General features: G+C 41.4%; 18 protein-coding genes and 1 pseudogene. 12 read left to right on the top strand and 7 right to left on the bottom strand.

Going from position 1 to position 18,000, the window contains the following annotated elements:
• Positions 1-186: 186 nt before the first annotated feature.
• Positions 187-621, bottom strand: coding sequence for a hypothetical protein (locus V7K44_RS19615; protein ID WP_334933569.1), 435 nt, complete (start codon positions 619-621; stop codon positions 187-189).
• A 119-nt stretch (positions 622-740) separates the two neighbouring features.
• Between V7K44_RS19615 and V7K44_RS19610 the strand changes: the two genes are divergently transcribed.
• Both V7K44_RS19610 and V7K44_RS19605 read left to right on the top strand, forming a co-directional pair.
• Positions 741-2,591 (top strand): S8 family peptidase, encoded by a 1,851-nt coding sequence (locus V7K44_RS19610; RefSeq protein ID WP_334933568.1) that lies wholly within the window; start codon positions 741-743, stop codon positions 2,589-2,591.
• A gap of 109 nt (positions 2,592-2,700) precedes the next feature.
• Positions 2,701-2,934, top strand: a complete 234-nt coding sequence (locus V7K44_RS19605; RefSeq protein ID WP_289796246.1) for a hypothetical protein — start codon at positions 2,701-2,703, stop codon at positions 2,932-2,934.
• Here V7K44_RS19605 and V7K44_RS19600 read toward each other — a convergent pair.
• Positions 2,921-3,244: a thioredoxin family protein gene (locus tag V7K44_RS19600; RefSeq protein ID WP_185580382.1), complete on the bottom strand. Its 324-nt coding sequence runs from the start codon at positions 3,242-3,244 to the stop codon at positions 2,921-2,923. The two genes, V7K44_RS19605 and V7K44_RS19600, sit on opposite strands and share 14 nt — an antisense overlap.
• Positions 3,245-3,607: 363 nt before the next feature.
• Positions 3,608-4,687 (bottom strand): recombinase RecA, encoded by a 1,080-nt coding sequence (gene recA, locus V7K44_RS19595; RefSeq protein ID WP_179074924.1) that lies wholly within the window; start codon positions 4,685-4,687, stop codon positions 3,608-3,610.
• A 489-nt stretch (positions 4,688-5,176) separates the two neighbouring features.
• On the opposite strand from recA, the gene V7K44_RS19590 reads away from it, so the two are divergent.
• The 6 genes from V7K44_RS19590 (at position 5,177) to psb35 (ending at position 9,704) form a co-directional block, all read left to right on the top strand.
• Positions 5,177-5,710, top strand: coding sequence for a hypothetical protein (locus V7K44_RS19590; RefSeq protein ID WP_334933567.1), 534 nt, complete (start codon positions 5,177-5,179; stop codon positions 5,708-5,710).
• A gap of 12 nt (positions 5,711-5,722) precedes the next feature.
• Positions 5,723-6,163, top strand: a complete 441-nt coding sequence (locus V7K44_RS19585) for a hypothetical protein (protein WP_334933566.1) — start codon at positions 5,723-5,725, stop codon at positions 6,161-6,163.
• An 8-nt stretch (positions 6,164-6,171) separates the two neighbouring features.
• Positions 6,172-6,624, top strand: a complete 453-nt coding sequence (locus V7K44_RS19580; protein WP_334933565.1) for an HNH endonuclease — start codon at positions 6,172-6,174, stop codon at positions 6,622-6,624.
• Positions 6,625-7,038: 414 nt separating this feature from the next.
• Positions 7,039-8,193 (top strand): KamA family radical SAM protein, encoded by a 1,155-nt coding sequence (locus tag V7K44_RS19575; RefSeq protein WP_334933564.1) that lies wholly within the window; start codon positions 7,039-7,041, stop codon positions 8,191-8,193.
• Between the two features lie 3 nt (positions 8,194-8,196).
• The gene (locus V7K44_RS19570; RefSeq protein ID WP_334933563.1) at positions 8,197-9,186 is read left to right on the top strand and encodes a D-alanine--D-alanine ligase family protein; all 990 of its coding nucleotides are present in this window, start codon (positions 8,197-8,199) and stop codon (positions 9,184-9,186) included.
• Between the two features lie 290 nt (positions 9,187-9,476).
• Positions 9,477-9,704, top strand: coding sequence for a photosystem II assembly protein Psb35 (gene psb35, locus V7K44_RS19565; protein WP_289797416.1), 228 nt, complete (start codon positions 9,477-9,479; stop codon positions 9,702-9,704).
• A gap of 153 nt (positions 9,705-9,857) precedes the next feature.
• Here psb35 and V7K44_RS19560 read toward each other — a convergent pair whose 3' ends face one another.
• Positions 9,858-10,274 (bottom strand): cyclic nucleotide-binding domain-containing protein, encoded by a 417-nt coding sequence (locus tag V7K44_RS19560; RefSeq protein ID WP_094347260.1) that lies wholly within the window; start codon positions 10,272-10,274, stop codon positions 9,858-9,860.
• A 549-nt stretch (positions 10,275-10,823) separates the two neighbouring features.
• Between V7K44_RS19560 and V7K44_RS19555 the strand changes: the two genes are divergently transcribed.
• Positions 10,824-11,498, top strand: a complete 675-nt coding sequence (locus V7K44_RS19555) for a cadmium resistance transporter (protein ID WP_334933562.1) — start codon at positions 10,824-10,826, stop codon at positions 11,496-11,498.
• Here the strand turns inward: V7K44_RS19555 and V7K44_RS19550 are convergent.
• Positions 11,446-11,601, bottom strand: coding sequence for a hypothetical protein (locus V7K44_RS19550; RefSeq protein ID WP_334933561.1), 156 nt, complete (start codon positions 11,599-11,601; stop codon positions 11,446-11,448). The two genes, V7K44_RS19555 and V7K44_RS19550, sit on opposite strands and share 53 nt — an antisense overlap.
• A 137-nt stretch (positions 11,602-11,738) precedes the next feature.
• On the opposite strand from V7K44_RS19550, the gene V7K44_RS19545 reads away from it, so the two are divergent.
• Positions 11,739-12,404, top strand: a complete 666-nt coding sequence (locus V7K44_RS19545; RefSeq protein ID WP_334933632.1) for a pentapeptide repeat-containing protein — start codon at positions 11,739-11,741, stop codon at positions 12,402-12,404.
• A gap of 346 nt (positions 12,405-12,750) precedes the next feature.
• Here the strand turns inward: V7K44_RS19545 and V7K44_RS19540 are convergent, their stop codons facing one another.
• Both V7K44_RS19540 and V7K44_RS33240 read right to left on the bottom strand, forming a co-directional pair.
• Entirely contained in the window at positions 12,751-14,436 is a 1,686-nt protein-coding gene (locus V7K44_RS19540) for a SulP family inorganic anion transporter (RefSeq protein ID WP_334933560.1), read from the bottom strand.
• A 65-nt stretch (positions 14,437-14,501) separates the two neighbouring features.
• Positions 14,502-14,621, bottom strand: a pseudogene (locus tag V7K44_RS33240) (Coenzyme F420 hydrogenase/dehydrogenase, beta subunit C-terminal domain); the annotation flags it as partial.
• A 437-nt stretch (positions 14,622-15,058) separates the two neighbouring features.
• Here V7K44_RS33240 and V7K44_RS19530 point away from each other — a divergent pair.
• Both V7K44_RS19530 and V7K44_RS19525 read left to right on the top strand, forming a co-directional pair.
• On the top strand, positions 15,059-15,868 hold the full coding sequence (locus V7K44_RS19530; RefSeq protein ID WP_334933558.1) for a PspA/IM30 family protein: 810 nt from the start codon (positions 15,059-15,061) through the stop codon (positions 15,866-15,868).
• Positions 15,852-17,591: a DnaJ domain-containing protein gene (locus V7K44_RS19525; protein WP_334933557.1), complete on the top strand. Its 1,740-nt coding sequence runs from the start codon at positions 15,852-15,854 to the stop codon at positions 17,589-17,591. The genes V7K44_RS19530 and V7K44_RS19525 overlap by 17 nt, the downstream gene beginning before the upstream one ends.
• Positions 17,592-18,000 lie beyond the last annotated feature (409 nt).

The following is an 18,000-nucleotide window of genomic DNA, read 5'->3' as shown; positions in this document are numbered from 1 at the left end:
TATATTTAATTTATGGAGATGTTTAATAAATGGTAGTTAAGTAAAAGCCATTGCAAAAAACATCTTGACAATAAAAACGTTGTTGCCCATGAATAATATCACCACTCATGAATAATATCACCACTAGCGATCTAACTTTTTGACCAGAAATAGCCGTCTTATTTGGAACTTATAGTTTTAATATAACTACTGCTGTGGTTGCGATCGCAAGTCTTGTAACAGCCCCTGCAAAAACTTCCCCCATTCTGCTGCCAAAGGGATTTCTGTAAACGGCACCCGCACTGAGTTAGTAGATTCGGAAAATAGAAATTCTAATTCTATAGAACGACCTTTCTCCGGTAGATTGTTTACATCTACTGATTTTTCATCTACTAAAAGCTGGATTTGTTTGATATCAAGCAAAGAGAATGTTTCTAGTTTAATAGGCCCTTGAGGCGTGGGTTTTCCCCAAGTGATATTGTTTTCTTTTTGACCTAATACAGCATAAATATCATACTTGGCCCGTTCAAATTGCTCTGCCCAAGTGCGATAGGCTTCGACTTTTTGATACTCCTTCGAGCCTTGCCAAGCCAACCAGAAAAACATTACTAACAGCGGCAACCACAAAAGACCACGTTCCATCGTTTAAAAAAATCCTTAGTCCTGAGTGAAACTTGTAACTAAAAGTGCAAAATCTACCAACAAGGGGTGCAGATAAGTTATGGTATGAGCAAACTGGCAAAAAGCGGTGATGAGTTAATATGAGAAAACTTATATTATGGTGCTTGTTTGTCATTGGGCTGGGAGCTGCCATATTTGGTTTCCTGAATTTCCAGGGATTGGCAGTTAAAGGAGAGTTTGAGACGATTTTGCTTGATTTTCGCGAAGATATTCCATCATTTGTAGTGGAGCAGGATTTGCAAGCGATCGCCAAACAATACAACGTTACACCCCAATTAGACAACAAGTTTTCCAAAAAAGATAATGTGTATATTATCAAGGGCGATCGGCAACGACTGCAAGAACTGAAAAAATCTCAGTTTGCCCAAGCGACAGAATTCATTGAACCAAACTATATCTACAACAAGATTCCCCAACCAGGTAAAACCGCTTGGCTAGGTGAATTTTTAACACCCCAAGGAGATGAAGAAGCAAGTCCTTCATTAACTGGCCCCAATGACCAATATTACAGCAAGCAGTGGAACTTGCACAAAATCGGTATTGAAGGCGCATGGAGTCAAACTAAAGGCAGTGGCATCACAGTCGCAGTCATTGACACCGGGATTACCAAGGTTCGCGACTTGTATGAGACAAAATTCGTCAAGGGCTACGATTTTGTTAACGACCGAGAAGAAGCCACAGACGATAATGGTCACGGTACCCATGTTGCCGGAACTATTGCCCAAGCCACAAATAACAAATATGGCGTCGCTGGAATTGCCTACGAAGCCAGCCTGATGCCGCTGAAGGTACTCAGTTCTTATGGCGGTGGTACTGTTGCCGATATTGCCGAAGCGATTAAATTTGCTGCTGATAAAGGCGCAGATGTGATTAATATGAGCTTGGGTGGTACTGGTGAAAGCCAGTTGATGAAACAAGCGATCGAGTATGCCCATAGAAAAGGTGTAGTTATTATTGCCGCAGCTGGGAATGAAAACACCAATGGGGCCAGCTATCCAGCCCGCTATCCCTACGTTATCGGCGTTTCGGCAATCGGCCCAGATGGCGAAAGAGCGCCCTATTCTAACTTTGGTGCCGGGGTTGACATCTCTGCTCCTGGTGGTAGTGAAGCTGGTAAGATTCTTCAAGAAACCATCGATGAAAAGGGTGAAGGGGTATTTCTGGGCTTCCAGGGTACAAGTATGGCTGCTCCGCACGTTGCTGGTGTTGCGGCATTAATCAAAGCTGCTGGTATCAAAGAACCAGATGAAATTTTAAAAGTCCTCAAGCAGTCGGCGCGAGTTATTCAGGATGATGGTTTGAACTATTATGGCGCTGGACAACTCAATGCAGAAGCAGCAGTCAAACTAGCCTTTAGCGGACAAATCAGTTTTCCAGATTTCTTTCGGTGGTTAAGGGATAGCGGCTATCTTAACCCCGGCTTTTGGATTGATGGTGGTGCGATCGCGCTCTTACCCAAGATTTTAATGGTAGTTGGTTCCTATCTGCTAGCTTGGTTTTTACGGGTTTACTTCCCCTTTACTTGGAGTTGGTCTTTATCTAGTGGACTAATTGCCGGCAGTTCTGGCTTATTCTTCCTCAAGGGAATCTATATTTTTGATCTTCCCCAATGGCCTTTCCGGGTTTTGGGCAGTTCAATTCCCGAACTAGGTAATACCCTCCAGGGAACTGATGCATTAAATCCCCTATTTGCTAGCGTCCTAATTCCCATTGTGTTGATGGCATTGCTGCTGGGACATCCTAGTTGGAAATGGTTTGCCATTGGTTCAACCTTAGGTGTAGCAGCGTGCTTAACTACAAGTGCGTTTTTCGATCCGGCAGTTTGGGGATTAGGAAGTGGTAACTTCGCACGCCTCTTCTTGATTGCCAACGCTCTAATCTGTTATGGACTTGCTCGTTTAGCATTGAAAAACGAAGAAAAAATTGCGTAAATTGAGAATGGGAAATCAATTTTTATAACTTCTAACTCTTGTAGAGACGCGATCAATCGCGTCTCTCCTCTCCTAATTCCCTACCCCCCACTCAGCACTCAGAACTGTTATGAGCATTACACTTACAGGTACAGTCGAACGTCGTGATATTGGTACAGGCGCATGGGCGTTAGTTACAGAAGAAGGTGTTACTTACGAAATCCTTAGAGGGGCTGACAAAGACTTACTCAAAGCCGGACAAAAAGCGAAAGTTAAAGGACAGGTGCGTGAAGATATCATGACAACTGCCATGATTGGCCCTGCCTTAGAGGTCAAATCTTTTGAGGTAATTAGTTCTGATTAGCTGTGGAATCCAGAACCTCTTGCAGACGGCTTCTAAACTCTCCTTTAGGATGGCCTCCTTTTACTTCACCAACAATCTGAAATTCTCCCTCTGGAGAATTGCAGATGATGTAAGTGGGCCATCCCATTTCTGATTTATCGGGATATTGAGTCAACAAAATCTTGCGATACTTGCGGTAAGCAGTCGTATCTTGCATTTTTACATCGATAAATTCTAAACCCAGTTCTTCAGCCACCTTTTTGTCATAAAAAGACATTTTGTGGCAGATGCCGCACTCTTCTGAAGAGAACTTAATTACAGCTAAACTCATGGGTTGGCTACTCTTTGATTATAAACAAAGTTTTTTAGCATAATGCCATGAAATATTACCATATAGCTGGTCATTAGTGTCAATCTCAGGCTGAAACCCCGATCCAGTATTTTTCCCTAATAGTAGTCTGTTAACTTTAAATTGATGGGTTCGTCGGTGACACATCAATTCGATGTCTACGACGGGCTACGCCTACGACAAAATATCAAGTAGGATGTGAAGATCAGTCTAAAGCTATTCCATATCTGGATTTAAGCTTGTATTTAACAACGCCCAAATCTCGTTTTAGAAAAAATAAGGTGCGTCATCTATCTTGATAACGCACCATCTATTAGCAAGTGCAGATTAATAAATCCACATTTTTTATTCTTCTGGCTCTAAATCGACATCTTCCTCTTCATCTTCTTCACTGGCTTTAGCTACAGAGTTAGCAGAAACAACAGCGCCTTTATCTAACTTTTCACGCACCAGTTTCTTAATTTCTTCAGCAAATTCAGGCTTTTCTTCTAGATACTTAATAGCGTTGTCTCGTCCTTGGGAGATATTATCGCCATTGTAACTATACCAAGCCCCCTTGCGGACAATAATGGAAGTTTCTTCTGCCAAGTCTACAATACAACCCAAGGTAGAAATCCCTTTACCAAAAATAATGTCAAATTCCGCTATTCTGAAGGGCGGCGCTACTTTATTTTTGGCGACTTTGACTTTAACGCGATTACCAAATTCATCTGTACCTTTCTTCAAGGTTTGAATTCGACGAATATCCAAACGCACCGAAGCGTAAAATTTCAATGCATTACCTCCAGTAGTAGTTTCTGGGCTACCGTAGGTAACACCGATTTTTTGCCGCAACTGGTTAATGAAAATTACTGTACAACCAGATTTACCAATGTTGCCCGTAATTTTACGCAGGGCTTGGCTCATCAACCGCGCTTGCAAACCAACGTGAATATCACCCATATCGCCTTCAATTTCAGCACGGGGAACCAATGCTGCTACTGAGTCTATAACTACAATATCAACCGCAGCAGAGCGAACTAGCTGATCGACAATTTCCAAAGCTGATTCGCCAGTGTCAGGTTGGGAAATCAGCAAATTGTCAATATCTACACCCAATGCAGCAGCATAAGTAGGGTCTAGGGCGTGTTCAGCATCAACGAAGGCAGCAATACCGCCATTTCTTTGCACTTCGGCGAGGGCGTGTAGCGCTACTGTAGTTTTACCGGAACTTTCCGGCCCATAAATTTCAATTACCCGACCTTTGGGTAAACCACCACCCAATGCTAAATCTAGGGTAAGCGCTCCACTAGAAATTGTTTCCACCCGCATCCGGGTAGCATCGCCCAGGCGCATGATTGCTCCTTTGCCAAAGCTGCGCTCAATCTGGTTGAGCACCATAGTCAGAGCTTTTTGCTTGCCAGAAGTATCGGTGTTGATAGCCATTCCTGTCTCTAATGCCTCTTAATATATGGTTTTAAGGAGTGTTGGTGTCGGAGTTTGAGTAGAACAGATATACTATTTTAACCAGAAAATTCTGGAATAGGACTTCTCAAATCAAAAAAGGGGTGTGACAAGATCGTAACTCGATCGCTACCAGATTAGTGTAGTTTTGCACAATGATACCAACTTGCATTCAGAGATAGCTTTTTTTGGCTGGGTAAGCAAGCGTTTTCAAAGAAAAAATTACCTAAATAACTGACCTGACGCCGTGTACATAGTTAGATTGCTTGATTTTGGAGAGATAAAAGCTTAGTACAACGCGACGCGATCAATAAACCGTTGAATTTTGCTCACTCACAACATAAACCGTAGTAGTCCTCGACATCGATAAGTTTAGTAAAGTTAGGGTTCTTCTTGAAGAGAGCCTGTTGGCATGGAAATTATATACTGATAGAATTGTGATATAAGTTACATTTATTATTCTAAGCAAAAGTGAATAAGTCACAAGCTATTAAGTTACTTGAAAGTGAGGCATGGACAAAAGCAGATGCTATGCGTGCTTTGGAAGTAATTGACTTTAGTACCAATCCTGATGAGATTACCATTCGTAGAGCTATTTCGCGTTTTGCTGGTTCTGAATTAATTAAGCGTCAGCGTCTTCAGGCTGCTCAGAAAGGTCTGGTAACTAAGAAAACTAAAGAAATTGAGTTGAAGGAGCAGGAATATGCTGCCAAAATTGACCAAGTTAAAAAGTATCCGAAACAGGAGAGAGAAAAATACGATGCTGAAATTAAAAGCTTGTCTCAGAGAAATAATATTTTAGAAGTTGAATTAAAGACAATATATTCTCAAAACAAAAATTTAATAGAAGTGAATGAACAACTCAAAAAAGACAATAAGTCTCTAAAAAATTTAGTCGATCAAATTAAACTTAAACTAGCTATGAATACTAAAGAAATCCTCAAATATGAAGATAGTGAAATTCGGAAAGCAGTAATTACTTTTTTCAAATGGACTTTAGGATAAAGTACTTAATATATGACTGATAAAAAAGCTAAAAAAAGGAATTTTAGAGGAATGAGTTATCGTGTTGTTCAACTCGCTAACTCAAAGAATCGGAATAAGCTTCATGAAAAAGACCAGATTTGGCTAAAAGAAAACTTTTACAAGAATATTGGCTGGGATAATATTGTTAATTTTTATCAAAAAATAGAGGAGTTTATAGATAATTATCAGCTTGAGGAATTGACACTTGAAGAATTATTTATTGAGGCTGATAGGATTGGTAATATATATGTCACTAATCAAGAAATAAACGAGTATAACCAAAGATTATCTAAAGAAGTTAATGAGGTTGCAGAAGAAATAGATAAGCAGTTTCCTGAGACAGAGATGGAATTTATTGATTTTAGTCAAAATACCAATATTAAATATAAAAAGAAGCATAACCAAAAGACATATAGAACAGTAAAGCTTTAGCAGAAAACATGGTTAATATTGAAGATAAAAACCTTAAAGAATTATTTGCGCTTGCGGATACAATTGGCAACAAGCGTTATCACAGGCTAACTTATGAAGATTTTGAAACTTATAGAAAATTCGATTATTGGCGGTATATTAATGGTGATTTTGAGTGTGGAACAACTCAAGAAAGTAAAGATTGGGTGAGAGTAAATTCTAACTGGTATTGTCCAATTTGTGGATCTCACTACTCTGACAAAGGTGGTAAGACGATAGATCATAAGCTACCTCGGTCACAGTATCCTTGGTTATCAATGGAATTCAGGAATTTATGGGTTATTTGCCAGGTTTGTAACAAAGAAAAGAGTGAAATGCATTGGTATAAATATGAACACTATATATTTGTTCGCTATCCGAATCTTTATCCTGCTGTGAAAATGGCACGCCCTAGCCAGTTACTCCAGTCTCTAAAGGATTAAACCAAATAGTGTAGTCATCTATTGCTTTAATGTGTGCTGGAAAATCTAACATATTAAATATACGACATTGATGTATGTATTAATACGACGCAACAACACGAAAAGCCGATTGCCTCAAGGTAACAAAGACACTGTAAGAGCGATCGCTATGATGACAGCACAAGTATATCCTGTATAGGAAAATACTTGCCGTGAAGCTTAAAGTAGTTTTTTTTATTTTAACTAAAAATCTAAGTAAACATACTAATACACTGTGACAGAAATTTGCTTACCTTTAACAAGGGACTTGAGTAGGGGCAATTCATGAATTGCTCCTACTTGTCTGCTTGCTTAATTGAGATGGTAGCTGGATTTGCGCTGCACTCTATTAGGCTGTGATTTGTTTATTATTCTCAGCTTAATTTCTGTCTAATCATGATCAAAAACACTATTCTGAATCCTTTAGTAACTGATATTCGGTGTGAAGAAATTTGTCAGATTTTGGGAGAGACTTACAACCAGGAACGCTGGAACGATTGGCGTTGGCAAATGCGGCATCGGTTGACTAAGCTGGAACACTTTCAGAAGTTATTAAGGCTTAGTACTACCGAAGAACAGGGACTTTTAATCGCACCAGAAAAGTTTGCTGTAGCTGTAACCCCATACTTTGCATCGCTACTCGATCCAGAAGAGCCGCTTTGTCCATTACGGTTACAAGTGATACCACGCCAAGAAGAACTAATAGTTAGCCCAGCAGACATGGTAGATCCATGCGGTGAAGATAACGACACTCCAGTACCAGGACTCGTACACCGCTATCCTGACCGAGTGTTGCTGCTTGCCCTAGATAGTTGCGCTGCTTATTGTCGTTACTGTACTCGCTCTCGTTTGGTGAGCCAAGGTGAGATGTACCCAGTAACACGGCGGTTGGATGCGATCGCTGCTTACCTGGAGGAACACACCGAGATCCGTGACGTGCTAATTTCCGGTGGCGATCCTCTATTGATGGCTGATGAACCTTTAGACAATTTGCTTAGGCGGCTGCGTACCATTAAACATATTGAATTTATCCGAATTGGTTCTCGTGTGCCGAGTTTTTTACCGCAGCGAATTACACCGGAACTGGTTGCCTTGCTACGTAAACACCGTGTGTGGCTATCTTTGCACTTTTGTCATGTGCAGGAACTTACCCCAGAAGTCGCACAAGCTTGCGATCGCCTCGCTGATGGTGGCATTCCTCTAGGCAGTCAAACCGTGCTGTTAAAAGGTGTGAATGATTCTGAAAAAGCCCTGAAGAATCTGTTTCACGGTCTTCTCAAACTGCGTGTGCGACCTTATTATCTTTATCAATGCGACCCTGTTGTTGGCACTGCACATCTGCGAACAAGTGTGCAAACTGGGCTTGATTTAATCTCTAAATTACGTGGTCATACTACTGGCTACGCTGTACCAACTTATGTAATTGATGCCCCTGGTGGTGGTGGCAAAGTCCCAATTCAAGCCGAGACTCTAATGGGTTATGAGCAGGGCACAGCTACAGTGCGAAATTGGGCAGGTCAGACGTACACCTATGTAGATCCAGTGGAGTAGACTATGGGGTTATTAATTGGTCTGTGTTATGACCTGAAGGCAGACTACCTTCAGGCTGGTTTTAGTGCCTCTGAGGTGATGGAGTTCGACGATGAAGAAACTATTATCGGTCTGGAAACTGCACTATTTCAGTTAGGTCATCAGATTGAACGTGTTGGCAATGGTAGAGAACTTGCTGGACGCTTGGCAAAAGGCGATCGCTGGGATTTGATTTTTAATATTGCTGAGGGTTTAAAGGGTCGCTCTCGTGAAGCTCAAGTTCCGGCAATCTGCGAATTATTCGCTCAACCTTACACTTTTTCCGATCCGCTTACCTGTGCCCTGACGTTAGACAAAGCTCTAGCTAAAAGAGTAGTTCGCGATCGCGGTTTGCCGACAGCCTCCTTTGAGGTCGTAAATACTACCGCAGAAGCAGCAGCTGTGTCGCTGCCAATGCCGCTTTTCCTCAAGCCTATGGCGGAAGGCAGTTCTAAAGGGGTAACTGGTCGTTCTCTTGTCAAAGAACGCGAGGAACTAGTAAATACTTATCAAGCGTTACACGAACTTTTTCAGCAACCAATACTCGTAGAAACCTTTCTTCCTGGTAGAGAAGTAACAGTAGGCATTGTTGGCAACGGTAGTAACTCACGGGTAGTAGGTGTGATGGAAGTAATTTTTACAGGACAAGCAGAAGCTTTTGCCTACACCACCCTCAACAAGGATGAGTATCTAGAACGGGTATCTTATGGTTTACTCATAGATCCTGAACCACTGGCAGCACAGGCAAGGCAGCTGGCGCTGGATACTTACCATACTCTTGGTTGCCGTGATGCTGCCCGCGTGGATCTACGCTGCGATCCTAACGGTGTGTTGCAGTTTATGGAGGTTAACCCATTGCCAGGGCTAGATCATATCCGCTCAGACTTGCCAATCATGGGACGTTTGGGTGGTGTGGCATACACAGAAATCATTGCTCAAATAGTCGAGTCTGCATGGCAAAGATATAAATGCTGAAGAAGGGGCAGTGGGGCAGGCTGATATCAAGTCTGGGTAATTAGTTGTGATTCCCATAGTCATTGCACCCCTCTCCGCAGGCAGGGTGGGGTTCTTGGGGTTTAGTAATTAATCAAGCGGACATGATATGACAGGTGCAACAAACCTACATCTGTCAGTTACTTCCCCCTCCCCTCTGCCCTTTTTTATGCAATATGAAGTTGCTCAAACTAAACTACAGAGGGATGTTAGGTGATACGCTCATCTTATAGTGTGTTAAATACTGTTACCTAACTGTGGAGAATATACTCATGAATTTATTATTTATGCAAACAGCAGCACCAGCTATAGATGCTGGCCCTCATTTTCCTGTTGCTTTTACCTTGGTGTATGTCGTTGGTTTTATTGCTGCTGTCACCATTGGGTCAATAGCTTGGTACAACTCGAAACGCCCCGCAGGATGGGAAAGCAAAGAACGTCCTGATTTTGTGCCTAAAGTTGATAAAGAAGAAACTCCAGGTTTGGGTGAACCTAAGTAATAAGCAGTGATGAGTGCTGAGTTTAATAATCAAACTTACAGCAGTTTTGCTTTATTTTGAACCAAATTTTACATTCATTATCCAGAACCCTTGTAGAGATGTAGCACTGCTACGTCTCTACATTTGTCTATTAACTCCGCAAAGAAGTTACATTTATATATCGTTCAATCTGCGAATCAGACGGGATAACTCACGAATGATATTCACCGCAATTTCGGGAGTTTCTTCAATCGCATCATACAATTGCTCTTGCGTCAGTTCTAAAAATTCACAAGGTTCCAGAGTCGTGGCAGTGGCAGACCGAGGTTGAGTATCAAATACTGCCATTTCACCAAAGTATTTTCCCTGTTCCACTTCTGCAAGTTGTTTGTTTCCAATGTGAACTTTAACTCGACCTGACACCACAATATAGAGCGATCGCCCTTCTTCTCCCTGTCGAAAGATGGTGTAATTAGCTGGGAATGACAATTCGTTCATCACTGAAGTGAGCCGCACAATAAAATCATCCCGCAATTCCTTAAAAATCGGGACTCGCCGGACAAATAATAAACGGTCAACACTGGTTAGCATAATTACAAGTTAAAAGTCCAACATTACGGAACATCTCAAAACTGAAGTCAGAGTGCGATTAGTCATATTACCGATGTTGAATGCTAGCCGTCAAGGATATCTGAGGCTTTACCATCTAATAAGGGTTCTTTTCAATAAGAGCGATGCCTACGGCGGTAAACTACGCGCCTAAACTTCTCAGATATTAACTCAGTATTCGATATGACGAACTGCTACTTTTCCCTATGCGGTTTAGCCGGAAGTGATTTTTTCACTTATAGACAGTTGTCAATCACTTTTATTTATCCTTTTAAGAAACAAGAGTATTTGATCTTATTTCCTTGAAAGTCATAATATTGACTCCATGAGCTCCCAAGGTACCTTGCTGAGAAAAAAATCACCAATTTGATTGGAGGCGATGCCTCTAAAAATTGGGTAATTGGCTGATAAATAACGAATATCGATCGGTTGTCGTTAAAAAAACAGTCACAAAATCTCCTAACCTGCCCTCACATCGAGAAGCAGAGAGGATTAAGACAAAACAGCATTGAATTACTGTGAGCAACAATTATGGCTTGGTTAATTAGTACATTATTGATTGGAATCTCTGTCGCTTTTGCAACTACCTTTGACGACAACTTATATTTGACAGCTTTCTTCGGAAAAGTCAATCGTAACTTTCGTCCTAAGCATATTGTTCTCGGTGAATTTCTGGGATTTACTACCTTAGTATGTGCTAGTCTTCCTGGTTTCTTCGGTGGTCTGATGATTCCCACTACCTGGATTGGTTTGCTAGGTTTGCTTCCCGTAGCTATTGGTATCAGTAATCTCATCAATCGAGAAGAACAGGGAGAGACAGTACAAGCGGTATCAGTTGATTTAACCTCTCCTGCAAAATCTGCACGCCAAAAAAAATCACTATTAGCAACCATCCGCGATCCGCAAACCTACCGCGTTTCCAGTGTTACCATTGCCAATGGAGGAAACAACATTGGAATTTATGTTCCGTTGTTTGCCAGTAGTAATCTTCCAAGTTTGGGTGTAATTCTGTGTGTTTGTTACTGCACTGTTGGGATGTGGTGTTTACTCTCTTACAACCTGACTCGTAATCCTTTGATGACTCCCGTTCTAACTCGCTACGGTCGCAAAATCTTCCCCTTTATCTTAATTTACTTGGGACTCTCCATCTTGATTAAAAGTGAAACATATCGACTTTTACCCAGTCTGGCAATGCTTGGGAACTAAGTATGAGGCGATCGCCCCCCTCCAGTGGATGCTCCACGCGATCGCAATTCCTGATGTAAGCAAACAAATCAGCGATCGCTTCCCATCCAAAAAGATTTGTCAATCACTTAAATTTATCAATATGAATAACAATAATATTTGCTCTTATCAATTCAGTTATCTAAAGTGAGAATAAAGCACATTATCGATGGCTCTTATAAAAGCAAGCCCACTAATAGGAATCAGATTATGAAGGAACTAATGAATCAATCAAACTCTAAAAAATTAACTCAGTGGCTCGTAAAAGCAGTATTTCTGGTAGTTGTAGCGGGATTTACTCTGCTTATCCAGCCCAGCGCTAGAGCGCAAACACTAGTACCATCCATAGCTACGGAATCTGAACTAGCTCCAGTTGAATCACCAATGGAGCCAGTAACCGCACCAGTCATATCACCGATATCGCCAATGGAGCCTGTGACAGCACCAGTCATATCACCGATATCGCCAATAGTGCCTGTAGCAGAAAACGTAAGACATTTATTACAAACCAATGAATGTGTCGGCTGCAACCTTGCTGGGGCAATGTTAAAGGACGCAAACCTGCAAGCAGCAAACTTGGAAGGTGCTAACTTACAAAATGCAGACTTAGAAAGGGCTAACTTGCAGCAAACAAACTTACAAGGAGCTAACTTTCAAGGAGCAGATTTAGGCAAGGTAAACCTTTGGGGAGCAAACCTGATGGGAGCAAACCTTTTTGATGCAGACTTAGAAAAAGCCAACCTCTTGGGAGCAAATCTGCAAACCGCTAACCTACAAAACGCAGACTTGGAAAATACAAATCTGACAAATGCAAACATCCAGGGAGCTAACCTGATGGGCGTTGATTTGGACGATGCAATCAGACCGGAAGGATTCGCTATTCAGTAATTAAACTGAAGTTCTCCGTAAAAATTTCCTAAAAAACCTTAAAAGCCTGATTCAATAATGAATACAGGCTTTATTTTAATATTTATAAGGTCGCCGCGATCGCTTCTTTTGCCACGGTTTTAATGGTATAAAGCGTGTTTTATATCATGTCCGGGTAATTGTTATAGCGTTTCTCTGCCCTTGTGAGCTAGAAGAACCCCACCCCTTAATCCCCTCCCCGCTCTTCGGGAGGGGAGACGAAGCGCAGCTTTGGCGGGGTGGGGTTCTTCGGGTTTAATAAGTAATCAAGCGGACATAATATTACTTTTGAATTCGATAATTCTGACTCCTGAATTCTGCTGTATTATCAGTCAATCAATTCCATCAATTCTTTTGTTTTCAAATCAGCTGCTACAGGTTGAGAACATGCAATCTGAGGAGAGATAGAGCAAATCGCCTCTGTGGTTGTTTCAAAACAATTTGATAACCCAATTGTTTTTAACAATCCTGTACGTTCCAGTAGTTGTTGGACTTCGGGTTGTAAACCTGTGAGAATTAAGCGGCAATTGTGCCGTTCTAAGTCATGATAAATATCCTCTAAGGCTACTAATCCAGTTGTGTCCATATTTGGCACAAACCGCAACCGGAGAATTAAATACTTTACTTCCGGTTCATCGCGGAGGAAGGTAGCAAATCGTTCAGCAGCACCAAAAAATACGGGGCCATCTACCCGATAAACGGCAATTTCCTTACCTAATTCTAGAGGAGTACCAGGGGGAAATACTTCGGTTTCAGGTATTTTAACTAAACTTAAATCGCTCATCCGTTTGATGAACAAGGCTCCGGCTGCAATCAATCCCACTTCGACAGCGAGAACTAAGTCAAACAAGATTGTCACTAGCCAGGTGAGAATCATCACCGCAAAGTCGGAGTAGGTAGCACGCATCAATAAACCAATGGCTTCCCACTCAATCATCCGCAAGCTAACCACCATTAGAATTCCAGCAAGTGCTGCTAAAGGAATCAGTGCTGCTAGGGGTGCTAAAGTTAAAACGATGATGGCTAAGGCAACACCGTGAATTACCCCAGATAGTCGGGTTTTACCGCCAGAACGGACATTAACAGCAGTCCGAGCGATCGCACCTGTGGCGGGGATGCCACCAAAAAATGGCACAATCATATTTGCCAACCCTTGACCAATTAATTCGCGATCGCTATTATGTTTCTCGCTGACTGTCATCCCATCAGCCACTACCGCCGATAGCAACGATTCAATACTTCCCAGTGCAGCTAAAGCCAAAGCCGGATTAATTAGTTCTCGAATCACACTAAAATCATTCCAGTGGGGAATACCTTGAGGCATCGGTAAAGATTGAGGAATTGTGCCAATTGTTGGTACATTTAGATGAAAAGCAGAAGCGATCGCAGTTGCTAATACCAGTCCCACTAAAGAACCTGGTATTGTCGTATTGATTCTGGGCCACAAAAGATTGGTGGCAATCACCACAACTGCCAAGGCAACTGCTGCCCAATTTAGAGCTTCTACATGAGTTAGACTTTGCCACAGTCCCGGCAAAAAATGTTCGCTACGTGGTAATTTTAAGCCAAAGAAATTATTTAACTGACCACAAAAAATAATCACGGCAATACCATTAGTAAAACCCGCCGTCACCGGATAGGGAATAAACTTTACTAATTGTCCAAGTTTGGCGACCCCCAAGGCAATCTGGATAATCCCAGCCATCACCCCAGCAATCCAAACTTTCTCAAGGCCGTACTTGGCGACAATTCCCACCAAAACTACAGCCATTGCACCTGTTGGCCCTGTAATCTGTACTGACGAACCACCAAAAATTGCGGCGACAATTCCCGCCACAATCGCGGTGTAAAGTCCCGCCTTTGGTTCCACACCACTGGCTACCGCAAAGGCTAAAGCTAAAGGCAATGCTACTACTGCTGCTGTTAGTCCTCCCGTGAAATCGCCACGCAGTCCACCAAAAAAGCGATTCAAACGTAAAAGCTGTGGTTCTTTGAGGATATTAGATGTTGCCATATGGTTATTTTCAATTCTTATACACAATTTGTTGAAGCACACACAAATGTTATTCCATCTTTTCGGTAAATTTCATCAGGGTTGTCGAGAATTCCCTGATTGCGTATGGGTTTTGGTTCAAGTTCGCCTATTTGCTGATTAATAAAAGCGCAGGTTTCCTTGACATAATGAATATAGTGTGTATTGTATGGTGTGCGATCGCTACCTAAAGTCTCAGTTACAGAGATAAATTTCTGCCTTAATCCAAATAAAGGCGGATTTAATATCGGGATGCAAAGCATACAAGTACGGTCAAGATCATTAGTTGAGCAAGCTATAATTTGCTTGGAGTAAAAAGGTAATGAAGTACAACTATTAACCTGTGATTCAAATATAACTGCATCAGGATTAGTTTCGATTCTTTGGTAATGAGTGCGTAAAATCGTTATATTTTTAAACGCAAAGGGAGGCAGATTAACCAGAGTTTTGCCTAATTTATTTTACTAGGAATTAATAACATATTGTACTGAGACTTTTCTGAGGTAGCATTAAAAGCAAAAGTCAAGGCTTAAGTAATTTTTACGAGGACGCAACAGTATTAATCAGTCTACGCTCTGGGTAATAAGCCTACTCAGATAAATTTATGGGACTTTATGACCAAAATCAATCACCACAGGATGCGCTACGAAAGTTACGCGAAGGAGCAAGCCACTCCAGAGTAGCCCAAGAAATTGCTCAACGAGACTATGCGAAAGCTCAAGCAGAAGCTGATAAATGGGAACAAGAATATCAACTTGCTTTGAAAGGAAGTAATCAGGATTTAATTCGTCAAGCAAAATTCCAAAAGGAACGATACCAAGCAATTGCTAGTAGACTAAAAACACTTCTAGGGGAGCAGCAACCACAAGTAGACGCGATTAAAAGTAGTTTGAAATCTTGGGAGAAAAAGGTTTCAGAGGCGCAGAATGAAGTATTAAGTAGCAAGACTAATAAAAGTGAGTTTTCAACGACATTCATCAACTTTCAACATGAAGATGTTGATGTATGGGTTGATGATGAATTACAGCAGATGAAAAACGCATTATTGCTACCACCTAAACCTCAAGAGCAAACTAAAGCTAAAAACGACATAACAGTGCTTTTGTCAGAGGCTATTCTTGAGACACAAAAAGCTGTGAACAGTGCTGTTACTAATCAAGAAAGTATTGAGAAAGATTTTGAAAACGCCCAGAAAGAAGCTAAATACTGGAACGAAACAGTTCAGACAGCTTTGAGAAACAATGATGATGATTTAGCCCTTCAAGCTGTTGTGAATAAAAAAGTTCAAAATAAACTTGTGCTTATTCTTCTAACTCAGCTTCAACAGCAGCAAGCAATAGTAGTTGTACTCAGACAAAATCTGATGACTCTAGAAAATTTCAAGAAAGCATTACGCAATGACACAAAACTCTAAAACAGGCGCAGCATTTATTGCAAGCGGAACCCTAGCAGGCGTTGGTGTTTCCGCAACAGTAGGCGGGATGGGACTCGCAGGCGGATTTGGCGCTGTTGGAATTGGTGCAACTCCTGTAGTTGGTGCTGGCGCTGTGGCTGGTGCAGCTGCTTATGGCGCTTTTAAAGCCATAGCAGAAAAAGATGCTGTTGTGATCGCTACAATGGGAATTGGTGCAGTTGGCGGTGCTGGTATTTATAGCGTCGTTGGTGGTATGGGTTTAGTCGCGCCGAAAGTAGGGCTAGCATTTGGGATTGGTGCAGCACCGATGGCGGGAATTGGTGCAATGGTGGGACTCGCCGCCTATGGTATTGCCAAACTTTTAGACGAATCGGGAATTAGCGAAACTCCAGCGCAGCTTTTTGAGCGGATGGAAGAGAAAGTTTTGCAGATGGGCTACTATTCCGAAGCAGTGATGGAATTAGATGCATTTTTATCTGGTGAGGATCTCAACCAAAAATTTGCTGTTTTGGAAGTCGAAGATGAGTTACAAGTGCTTAAGGCTAAATTCAAGAAAAAATCAGAATTTGCTACGCCTAAAGCTTCTACTCCCAATATTGAAGCGGAAAGAATATCTCTGACAACCCAGCTACCTGAAACTTGGAGATGTGTACGCACACTCAAAAGTCACTTAGCGGCAGTTAATGCGATCGCAATCAGTCTTGATGGTACTACCTTAGTTAGTGGTAGTGATGACAGACAAGTTAATTTGTGGAATTTGAAAACCGGAAAATGGCTGTACACGTTCTTTGGACAAGCAGAAGCAGTTTTATCTGTTGCCATCAGCCCAGATGGAAAGCAGATTGCAAGTGGTAGTGTCGATTGCAAAATCAGCAGTTGGCAGATAGACACAAAAAAATTTCTCCGCACATTCTTTTATTTAAACTCTAGTTATAGTCATAATGGTTTTGTTAACTCAGTAGCCTACAGTCCTGATGGGGCAATTCTTGTAAGTGGTGCTGCCGATAAAACGATTAGAATTTGGGGACGCTACACGGGAACAGTAAAACGCACATTGAATGGACACTCAGACGGAGTTTTATCTGTCACCATCAGTCCCGATGGTAAAATCCTTGCAAGTGGTAGTACCGATAAGACAATTAGAATTTGGGATTTCAAAACTTGGCAACAACGCTATATTCTCACTGAACATTTGGCAGCAGTGAATACAGTTGCAATCAGTTTTAACAGTCAAACTCTTATTAGTGGTAGTACAGACACCACAATTAAACTTTGGAACCTCCAAACTGGAGAATTAGTTTCCACTTTGACTGGACACTCAACGGCGGTTTTGTCTGTTGCCATTAGCCCTGATGGAAAAACTCTTGCCAGTGCCAGCAGAGACGGTACAATCAAACTTTGGAACCTTTGCACTGGGGAATTACTACAAAATCTTTCTGGGTGTAATCCCGTTGCTTTCAGCCCTGATGGGAAAACGCTGGTAAGTGGCGGTAATGGCGGAAGCATCAAGATTTGGAGTCAATTTACTCTCGACTCTGGATTATCTGGGGAATGGTGGGAAGTCTTGGGCGTAAATCAGAGCGATCGCCCCAATGTTGTTAAAATTGCCTACCGCCGATTAGCAAGATTGTATCATCCTGATGTTAATAGTTCTACAATTGCAAAAGCTTCAATGCAAGCAATTAATCGAGCTTATAAAGAATTCCAGCAGCAGGTAACATAAAATTACCAGTTTATCGATGCTAGTCAAAATATAAATAATATTTGAGGAAATAGTGTTATGTTTCAAGATTTAGTAGAAGCGATAAATTTTGAAGAATTTGTCGAATGGAAACCGGAGAACGGCAGATATGAATTATATAAAATCTCATCTCAGTACTTGTGTACTTTGTATATTATCTGTACTTTATGGGCGGTATTTCAACTCAGTACTCTTGATTATTTTTGACTGTACTCCCATAAACGTCCCGTTTCATCTATCAGTAGGGTAAGATATTTAAACCTTGAGAAGTATTGACATATTAAAATTTATAGCCTTTATCTTGCATATTCAGAAAAAACGTTATAAATTATTAGATAATAGGGGAATAATCTGACTTCTTAGTGTCAAAAACTAATCCTGCTCAAGTAAA

It is taken from the genome of Nostoc sp., from assembly GCF_036917235.1.
Lineage (GTDB): Bacteria > Cyanobacteriota > Cyanobacteriia > Cyanobacteriales > Nostocaceae > Nostoc.
Note: the sequence above shows the minus strand (reverse complement) of the source record. Positions and strands in the feature narration are given on the sequence as shown.